The sequence below is a fragment of the Acinetobacter sp. NS-4 genome (genome assembly GCF_037402435.1).
Lineage (GTDB): Bacteria > Pseudomonadota > Gammaproteobacteria > Pseudomonadales > Moraxellaceae > Acinetobacter.
In genome coordinates this window covers 103,712-113,547 of the sequence record NZ_JBBEUE010000011.1, presented here as the reverse complement: position 1 = coordinate 113,547, position 9,836 = coordinate 103,712, and the positions used below count along the sequence as shown (strand labels likewise).

The 9,836-nt window shown below is 43.8% G+C and carries 8 protein-coding genes; 2 read left to right on the top strand and 6 right to left on the bottom strand.

Translation table 11 applies throughout. From position 1 onward, the window contains the following. The first annotated feature begins 168 nt into the window (after nucleotides 1–168). Nucleotides 169–1,452 (top strand): acyl-CoA dehydrogenase family protein, encoded by a 1,284-nt coding sequence (locus tag WAE57_RS10435; RefSeq protein WP_337710583.1) that lies wholly within the window; start codon nucleotides 169–171, stop codon nucleotides 1,450–1,452. Nucleotides 1,453–1,894: 442 nt separating this feature from the next. Here the strand turns inward: WAE57_RS10435 and WAE57_RS10430 are convergent, their stop codons facing one another. The 6 genes from WAE57_RS10430 to WAE57_RS10405 all read right to left on the bottom strand — a co-directional run bounded on the left by WAE57_RS10430 (nucleotide 1,895) and on the right by WAE57_RS10405 (nucleotide 8,566). Next, nucleotides 1,895–2,707: a MetQ/NlpA family ABC transporter substrate-binding protein gene (locus tag WAE57_RS10430; RefSeq protein WP_337710582.1), complete on the bottom strand. Its 813-nt coding sequence runs from the start codon at nucleotides 2,705–2,707 to the stop codon at nucleotides 1,895–1,897. Nucleotides 2,708–2,761: 54 nt separating this feature from the next. Continuing rightward, entirely contained in the window at nucleotides 2,762–3,433 is a 672-nt protein-coding gene (locus WAE57_RS10425; RefSeq protein WP_337710581.1) for a methionine ABC transporter permease, read from the bottom strand. Continuing rightward, entirely contained in the window at nucleotides 3,434–4,456 is a 1,023-nt protein-coding gene (locus WAE57_RS10420) for an ATP-binding cassette domain-containing protein (protein WP_337710580.1), read from the bottom strand. It abuts the gene before it with no gap. A gap of 144 nt (nucleotides 4,457–4,600) precedes the next feature. Then, nucleotides 4,601–5,854 carry an SfnB family sulfur acquisition oxidoreductase gene (locus WAE57_RS10415; protein WP_337710579.1) on the bottom strand — a complete coding sequence of 418 codons (1,254 nt, stop codon included), beginning with the start codon at nucleotides 5,852–5,854 and terminating at the stop codon, nucleotides 4,601–4,603. Nucleotides 5,855–6,049: 195 nt separating this feature from the next. Further along, nucleotides 6,050–7,306 (bottom strand): acyl-CoA dehydrogenase family protein, encoded by a 1,257-nt coding sequence (locus WAE57_RS10410; RefSeq protein ID WP_131277196.1) that lies wholly within the window; start codon nucleotides 7,304–7,306, stop codon nucleotides 6,050–6,052. A 12-nt stretch (nucleotides 7,307–7,318) separates the two neighbouring features. Further along, nucleotides 7,319–8,566, bottom strand: coding sequence for an SfnB family sulfur acquisition oxidoreductase (locus WAE57_RS10405; RefSeq protein ID WP_337710578.1), 1,248 nt, complete (start codon nucleotides 8,564–8,566; stop codon nucleotides 7,319–7,321). 236 nt (nucleotides 8,567–8,802) lie between these two features. Here WAE57_RS10405 and WAE57_RS10400 point away from each other — a divergent pair, with 236 nt between their 5' ends. Continuing rightward, nucleotides 8,803–9,834, top strand: a complete 1,032-nt coding sequence (locus WAE57_RS10400; protein ID WP_337710577.1) for a methionine ABC transporter ATP-binding protein — start codon at nucleotides 8,803–8,805, stop codon at nucleotides 9,832–9,834. Nucleotides 9,835–9,836: the final 2 nt, after the last annotated feature.

The following is a 9,836-nucleotide window of genomic DNA, read 5'->3' as shown; positions in this document are numbered from 1 at the left end:
TGACTGGACTGCTCCCAGTATCCTATTTTTCAAGTCAATTTCTTATCCGCGATTCGGGTTAAATTAATTCATTTAATATTATTTTCTCATTTCAATATCTTGTTTTATTACTTTATAAAATAAACTGCTCGATTAGTATTTTATCTTTATTGTTTTACTTATTTTATTATGACAGCGCTTACTAATTTAAATCCGCCTACGCAATTAAAACATCAGCTTTCACAAGAGTCTTCTATTTATCAAGTATGGGGACAAGGACCTTCCTCACGCTATGATGAGCTGGCGGAAAATTTCCGTCCAATTTTCAACAAAATCCGTACAAGCACGAATGCGCGTGAAAAAACGCATACGCTGCCATTTGAACAGTTGCAATGGCTGAAAGATGTTGGATTTACACGCCTACGCCTGCCTAAAAGTCATAACGGTTTTGATGCGACGATTCCAGAATTGTTCGCCCTACTCATTGAACTAGCACAAGCTGATGCCAACTTGCCGCAAGCACTCCGTGTGCATTTCGGCTTTACTGAAGATATCCTGCTGCTTGCAGATTCTGACTACAAACGCCTATGGCTAGAACGTATCGGTCAAGGTCAAACTGTCGGCAGCGCTTGGTCTGAAGGCGGCAAGGAATCTATCGGAAAATTCAGCACGCATCTTTCCAAAACTGCAGAAGGACGCGTGGTGCTGAACGGCAGAAAATATTACACCACAGGCAGCCTATATGCGGAATGGATTGACGTCGGCATTACGGATTTAGAAGGTAATTCAGCTTCAATCATCATCCCACGCCATGCAGAAGGCGTCGACGTGATTGATGACTGGAATGGCTTTGGCCAAGTCTTAACTGCTAGCGGCACAACTATTTTCAATAATGTTGAAGTAGATCCTGCGGATGTACTTCCCGATGATGATAGGTTTAAATATTCAGCAGGTTTTTACCAACTGATTCAGCTATCAATTATCACCGGTTTAACTCGTTCCGCTGCTTATGATGTGTCCAAAGCAGTAGAAAAACGCACTCGTAACTACAGTCATGCTAATTCAACGCATGTGCGCCATGACCCGCAAATCTTGCAAGTCGTAGGAAAAATCCGAGGCGCAGCCTACACCTCTGGCGCAATCATTGAGAAAAATGCGCAAGCTTTGCAGCGCGCCTATGAATCTGCTTTCCTTAATAATCTCGCTGAAGAAGCAGATCAAAATGCAATTGCAGAATTGGAAATCGCGCAATCTCAAACGATTATTTCTGATTTGGCCTTAAATGCATCAACGATTATCTTTGATGCACTTGGCGCTTCTGCAACAGATAAAGACTTGGCACTAGACCGCTACTGGCGAAACATCCGCACATTGGCTTCTCACAACCCGCGCATCTATAAAGACCGCATTGTGGGTGATTTCAGTGTGAATGGAACTTTGCCTCCTTACCAATGGCGTATCGGCCAAGTGTAGTCAGTACAAAATAATTCTGTTTTACTTTTCTCAGCATGCGCTTGGATTGATTTTCCAAGCGTTTTTTTTAATCTGTATTTTTATTGGGAAACATCATTGGATCTTATACGTATTTCTTTTCCCGTTATGCCGTTATGAAATTAATCGTGAATACACATTCTTGCATAAGCTGCGGCCAAATGCATTTTGCATAGATCCCAATTATTCACACAATTTTACGATACATTTATTGATCGAGATTGGATATCAATTTAAAGCATCCACACCTTGACTCAGCCTCTCTCCATGATCTAAAGAATTCCTTTAAATTGCCCGCACAAACAGCGAAAGAAGTAATACACTTCCGTTTAGATTGAATAATCAAATAGCCAAACACTCTGTTCATAATATATAGCCAATAAAAAAGGCATTGATCACAATGCCTTTTTTATTTTTCAGCTCATCAGAATGCAGTATAAATTTCACCTTTAAAGTGCTGCTTGATAAATTGGCGGGTTGAATCGCTGTTCAACGCTTTTGCGACTTTTTGGATTTCAGGTTTCTTTTGGTCGCCTGGGCGTACAACTAAATATTCAGCCCAGATGTTTTTACCGTCCTGACCGCTTTCAATATATAGCGATTTTTTAATATCCAGCTTCGCTTCCAGTACGTAGTTGCAGTTCAATGCAGCTAAATCTACCTGAGACAAAGTTCGCGGCAGCATTGCTGAATCCAACTCTTTAATTTTCAGTTTCTTTGGATTAGATGCAATATCACGGACTGACGGTAGTTTATCTGTTGGTACTGCCAGCTGTTTAAAGCCTGGCTTTAAAGTGATCAAATTCAGTTTAGCTAAAAGCAGCAGGCCACGCCCGCCATTGACTGGATCACTCGGAATCGCGATAGTTGCGCCATCTTTCAGCTGTTTTAAATTGGTAATTTTTGATGAATATAGCAAAAACGGTTCAATATGTACTGGCACTACAGGCACTAAATTCGATTTTGTTTTGGCATTAAAATCATTTAAAAACGGGCGGTACTGGAAATAATTGGCATCCAGTTTTTTCGATACCAGCTGGGTATTCGGCTGTACATAATCTGAATAGACTCTGATTTTCAGATCAACACCCTGCTTTGCCAGCTCAGGTTTAATGTGCTCTAAAATTACAGCATGTGGTGTTGCGCTGGCACCAATCGTGACCCTTTGATTTGCCCAAGCCCCTGCAGATACCGCAGCAATACTAATAACTGCTGCTAATTTTTTTAACGTATTCATCGTTGTTCCTTTAAGTTAAGTATTCAATGTGTTGTATTTGAATTTTTGGATGGCTTAAGTGTAGTTTTTGGAAAAATACAACACTGCTTTGTTGCCGATGAACTGCATGATTTGCACAATCACGATCAGCAGAATGACTGTCACCAGCATAATTTCGGTTTGGTAACGCTGATAGCCGTATCGAATGGCTAAGTCCCCTAAACCGCCGCCGCCAATTACACCAGATACCGCCGTATAGTCCACTAGCGCGATACTGGTCACCGTAACCGCAGCAATGATCGGCGCACGTGCCTCTGGCAGCAGAACACCCTTCACCATCTGCCAGTAGCTCGCCCCCATGGATTGCGCCGCTTCAATCACGCCTGTATCGACTTCATGCAGTGCTGTTTCAGTCAAGCGCGCAAAGAATGCAATACCTGCAACAATAATCGGTGGAATAACACCGGCAACATCAATAGTTGTACCTGTAATAATCGCAGTCAGAGGCATCAGCAAAATCATTAAAATAATGAACGGAATTGAGCGGATGATATTAATGAAGAACGACAGGATGGAATAAAGTACGGGATGCTTCTTAATCCGGCTGTTGGCAAACGAATAAATCGCCACACCTAAAGGCAGGCCCAGTAGCACAATAAACAGTAGTGAAAGCCCGAGCATCAGCAATGTCGCTTTAGTCGCATCCAACAGTTCTTGATAATCCAAATTTGCAATTAATTCGAGCATTTAGGCTGCCTCCGTTATGCGTGGCGCAGCGCCGTGAATGATTTCAATATGTGCACCCTGCTGTTCCATCTGCTCAAGGTAACAAGTGATACCCAGCCCGTGAAGTGACAGAATGGATTGGCTATACAGCGAAGTTTTGGTGCGTTCGACTTTGGAATGCAGAATTTGATAATTCACCTGATGCTTAATCGCCAACGTTTCAAACACTGGACGCTGCGCCAGCTCACCAATTGCAGTAACACGGATGATCTGTGAGTTTGGCAACAGATGTACTTCATCAATATCGGTATTTTCTAAGATCAAAGAGCGGGAAATCTCATGCGCAGGATGCAGCAGCACTTGATCCACTGGCCCCTGTTCTGCAATGTGACCTTTTTCCAGCACCACAACGTCATCGCAAATACGGCGGATCACGTCAATTTCATGTGTAATCAGCACGATGGTAATGCCTAAATCTCGGTTGATTTGCAGCAGCAAGTTTAAAATTTCATGTGTAGTAATCGGATCAAGTGCGCTGGTCGCTTCATCACACAGCAGAATTTTCGGTGAATTTGCCAAAGCTCGGGCAATGCCGACACGCTGTTTTTGACCACCTGAAAGCTGTTTCGGATATTTATGCAAATGCTCGGTTAAGCCAACTTGATGCGCCAATTCCTCTACACGCAGCTCTAGCTGTTTTTTGTTTAAGCTGCTGTCTAAACGTAACGGAAATGCAATGTTGTCAAATACTGTTTTGGTCTTCAGTAAATTGAAATGCTGAAAGATCATGGAAATCTGTTTTCGCAGTGCTTTCAGTTCACGCTCAGACGCATCCTGAATGGACTGGCCCAACACCTCCACTTGACCAGCATCGGCTTTCTCTAGCCCATTCATCAGCCTTAATAATGTTGATTTACCCGCACCGGAATAGCCGATGATTCCAACTATTTTCGATGCGTCAATCTGCAGGGAAATATTTTTTAATGCAAAGATTTTATTATTCTTTGCATTAAAATACTTATCAGCATTTGCAATATTAATCATGGCAGCAGTTCTATATTTCAATTCTGCAAAAATATACAAAAATGCTTGTTTAAAAAATAATTTAAATATTATTTTGATATGCAAAAAACAGAATTAATAAAGGCTGCATTGATTATTAATTTTGCGTATAAACAAATCCTTTCATCAGCTCCACGGGTGGCGCGGCAAATATTTGCCTTTTAAATAATATTCTCCAATCAGCTTATACTTCCAGCGCACAGGATCATGCAGCGTATGAATGCGCGCATTGCGCCAATGACGGTCTAAATTCAGCTCTGACAGCGCTGCGCGTGTTCCGGCCAATTCAAACAATTTATTCGACGCTAAAATTGCAATTTCTGCACTTAGCACTTTGGCCTCAGCCACCGCTAGAGTAGCCGCATTGGCATTGTCTTCGTTCAAATTTTCCAAGGCAGCATCGACATAATCACCGGCACGGTCCAGCAGCGCTTCTGCCGCATGCAATTTGATTTTCAGATCAGCTACTGCAGCTTGAGTGAATTGATCATCCACAGCATGTTCCTGATCAGCATCAATCCAAGGACGGGTATAATTCTTTACAAATTCAATTGTATCCTCAATGGCTGCATGGGCAATGCCGACATCAATTGATGAATGAATCAGCTGTGAAATCGTCCCGACGAGATTAATGCTTTCACCGCCTGCACCCGTTTGGATAACATATTCAGCATCCACTTGAATATTGTCCAAAATCACCGTACCGCTGGCCGTAGAGCGCTGGCCGAAGCCCGACCAGTCATTGATAATGTTCAGTCCCGCAGCATGATGCGGAATCAATGCAGTGAGTTCATTGCCGTCATCATCCAGTCCTACCGCATAAACCCAATGCGCCAAGATTGCACCTGTGGCATAAAATTTCTTGCCGTTTACCGCATAGCCTTGCTCGTTCGGTGTAATTCGGGTTTTCAAGTCAATTACAGTTCTACCACCGCGTTCAGACAGCGCATTGCCCAAACGCTGACCTTTCAGGATATTGCCGAAAATCAGCTGCTTCTGTGCTTCAGTGGCATCTAAGCGCACTTGTTCCAAAAACGAAAGATGATTTTCTGATATCTGTGTCAGTGCAGGATCGGCGCTGGCTAAGATGCGGATCACCTGTGACAGCGTGCGGTGCTTCACTTGCGCGCCGCCATACTGTTTAGGAATGTTGATGCCCCATAACCCGCTTTGTGAAAACTCAACAATTTCCTGCAGCGGCAGCAAGCGGTTGGCATCACGGTGTGATGCCTGCTGCTTAAAACGTTCAGCAAGCTTTTTTGCTGTTTCTATGGCTTCGGCATCATTTTGGATAATATGCACCAGCTGCTGCTGTACAAATACTGATTCAGGAATATCCTGATTATTTTCAATTTGAAGGTCTTGAAGTTTAATATTCATAATGGCTTAAAACTCTGCATCATTAAAATTAATTTATTCGTATTAAAATATCAGCAATTTATTTAATCATTTAGAATTTATAAATATTTACAAAACACGAAATAAAATAAGCCCTATTATATTTTTTAAAGATATAAATAGAATTAAAACCGCAATCATGCGGTTTTAATTCTCAGTTTTTCATTTAAAAAGACTTTAAGCTGCAATTTCCTGCTGTTTGGCTGCGGGACTATTGCCGATTTGCCATACATAAGGCAGCGGCGCTTTATTAATCTCCCAATCACCAATGACTTTTTGTTTATAAATCAGCGGATTGTGTGAAGACACCACGCGCGCATTGCGCCAGAAACGGTCGAGCTGCTTTTCGGTTGTACTGGCAGATGCGCCAAGCGCATTGAACAATTCTGTGGTCAAGTTTAATACCAGTTCAGAAATTACGACCTGCCCTTGAGAAGACTCAAGTTCAGCAAGGTCATTGGCCTTTTGATCCAGCAGCTGATCATTTTGGAAATGGCTCAAGTATGCGCCGTCCAAAGCTTCAGCTGCGTGCAGCGCAATGGATTCACTGGCATACGCTTGAGCAGATGCTTTGCCGATCACTTGCAGAATCTGCGCATCATCACGCACCAGCTCTGCATTGCCGTGGCTGTAAATACGGGTACGCTTGCGAACTTCATCACTGAAGGCTGCAACAGCGCTTTGCGCAATCCCTGCCAGCGTTGCCAAATGCACCACCTGGTAGAAAGCAGTTTGGTATTTAAAACGCTGATCAAAAGGCAAAATATATTCACGGCTGACCGGCACATTTTCAATCACCAGCGTTCCACTACCTGTGGTTTTTTGACCAAAACCATCCCAGTCATCACTGATTTTAATGCCAGATGCATGGGTCGAAACCGCTGCAATCACATGCTGATTGGTGGTTTCATCTAACGCAAATAAGTCAATCCAATCCGCGAAAATGGTGCCGGTCGAATAGTATTTGCGTCCATTCACCGTCAGCTGCCCCTGCGCATTTTCAGTCACGCGGGTCACGACATCACCTATCTCAACTTTGCCGATTTCCGTCCAAGCATTACCGACCAAATCACCTTCAACAAAACGCTGAAACCACAGGCTCTGATCTTCTGTTTTATGCGCATTCAAACGGTCTTCGACAAAAGCGAAATGACCGCGCAGCGCCTGAACGACATTTGAATCCGCTTTGGCCAATTCAATCAGCAGCTGGAACAGCTGTTTTTGAGATACGCTGTCACCTCCAAACGCTGTCGGCACACGCACTGCACCAAAGCCAGCTTCTTTCAGCCATTGAATCGGTTCCCGCGGCAGCTCGCGGTTTTTCTCACGCGCCAAAGCTCCTTCTGCAATACGCTGGAAGATCGGGCGGAATTTACCAGCCACCTGCTCATAGTTCGTGCCAAGAGATAAGTTCTGTTTATTTTGAATGGTCATAGTTTTTCCCTCTCAGCTCCACGCATGGCGCGGCAGCGGAATATCATTTAAATAGTAATTACCGACTAAATTAAGTTTCCAGCGCACGGGATCATGAAGTGTATGCGTGCGCGCGTTGCGCCAATGACGGTCTAAATTCAGTTCAGACAGCGTCGAACGTGTGCCTGACAGTTCGAACAGCTTATTGGCCGCCAGCAGCGCAATTTCCGTGGTCAGCACCTTGGATTCTGCGGTCAGCAGTGTGGCTTCCGACACTGTTTCTTCTGTGGCATTTTCCAGCGCGCGGTCAATCGCTTCGCCAGCTAAATCCAGTACAGCTTCAGCAGCGCGAAGCTTGATTTTCAGCTCTCCGATATTGGCGATGGTGTACGGGTCTTGATAAGCATTATCTAAGCCTGAATCAATCCATGGACGCGCATGCTGACGCACATAGTCAATGGTTTCCTGAATCGCGCCTCGGGCAATGCCAGCATCTACAGCAGACTGAATAAACTGGGAAATTGCGCCTGCAGCTGTCGGACGTTCAAAGGCTTGATGAATCGGCACTATGTACTTCAGATCTACCTGAACATTTTCTAAAAGCACTGAACCGCTAACTGTGGTGCGCTGGCCAAATCCGCTCCAGTCATTAATGATTGTAAGTCCAGGCGTATGCTGGGGCACCAGCGCGGCATAAGGCTTGCCATCACTGACGGCAACCACCGGCACCCAATGTGCCAGTAGTGCACCGGTGGCAAAAAACTTCTGCCCATTAATCACTGCATGATCGGATTTAAAATCAATCGTTGTGGTTAAATCCGCTACTGTTTTAGAGCCTTTTTCTGAAAATGCATTGCCGAACCGCTTGCCCTTTAACACCTGATCAAAGAAAAATTCCTGCTGTTCTGGACTGGCATCCAAACGGATGTGCTCTAGAAATGCCCAATGGTTTTGCGCAATCTGACCTAAAGATGAATCGGCGCTAGAAATAATTTTAACGACTTCGGCTAATGTCTTATAGCTGACACCTGCACCACCAAAAGCTTTCGGTATGGTAATGCCCCATAAGCCGGAAGCAGAATACTGCTGTACTTCCTGCAATGGCAGGCGACGTTCATGATCGCGTTTCGACGCTTCCTTAGCAAAATCAGCAGCTAAGCGCTGCGCTGTTTCAATGGCTTCTTTATCAGATCGTATTACATGAGCCGAAGAATCATGTTGATAAAAATCCCGAGGGACATTCTGTGCATCTGTCAATTTTATTTCGATTTTAGAAGTCATTATAAAATGCTCTCTTGTTTGTCATAAAAATAAGCTAGCATCATTTTCTGATTTTTTTTATACATTAATTAGAGAAAGAAATCTTTTTATTTAAAATAATTTCTATTAAATATTATTAGCTTTTCATTTATTTATATATGCCTTTAAATGCATATAATCTGCAGAAATTTATATTTAATAAACATATTAAATTCAGATTAAATTTCAGCTCTTGTTTCAGTTGAAGTTTTTGCACAGTGTATGAAATTCGAAATCTTAATAAAAGCTATCCGCTGAAAAATGGCGGCGCGGCACAGGTGCTGAAAGATATCAATCTCAGCATTGCAAAAGGCAAAATTACTGCGATTGTTGGCCCCAGTGGTTCAGGCAAATCCACACTGTCCAAATGCTTAAGCCTATTAGAACATCCGAGTTCAGGTGAGCTGATCTTAGACGGCACAGTGTTAAATAAGCTATCAGCTGAAGCACTCCGCCAGCAGCGCCAGAAGATTGGCCTTATTTTTCAGTCTTCAGCACTCCTCAAGCGCCGTACAGCAGCTGAAAATATTGCCCTGCCCCTAGAATTTCTTGGCGTGGTGGATCATCAAATCAAAGACCGGGTCGCTTACCTGCTGGAAAATGTGAAGCTATCTGACCGCGCCAACCATTATCCTGCGCAGCTTTCTGGTGGTCAGCAGCAGCGTGTCGGGATTGCCCGCGCCTTAGCACTGCAACCTAGTATCGTAATTGCAGATGAAGCCACTTCAGGCCTAGATCCTGATTCAACACAATCCATTTTAAAACTACTAACTGAACTGCGCGATGAACTCGGGCTGTCCGTAATTTTAATTACCCATGAAATGGACGTCGTACGTCAAATTGCAGACGATGTCGCAGTGCTCTCGCATGGTGAAATCGCGGAACAAGGCAGTGTCTTGGACCTGATTTTAAATCCTGAATCGGCCATCGGCGCTAAAATTTTGCCCTTGCATATTCCAGCAGTATTGCCGACTGACCATACCATATTTTCAGCGACCTACTCCTCAGCATTGGATACACCACTGAACTGGCTCAGCCAGCTGAGTATCTACGCAGGATATGGTCTGGATGTGCACACATCTACAGTTGAAGTGATCAGCAATGCCACTGTCGGCAAAATTATTTTCAGCCTGCCGGATGCGCTGTACAACAAACATAAAACACAGATAGAAAGCCAACTGGCCAAATGGAATGTGCAATTCAAAGTCATTCAATCTGCACCACCCTGTTCCCAGTATGCAGCCGCTTAAGG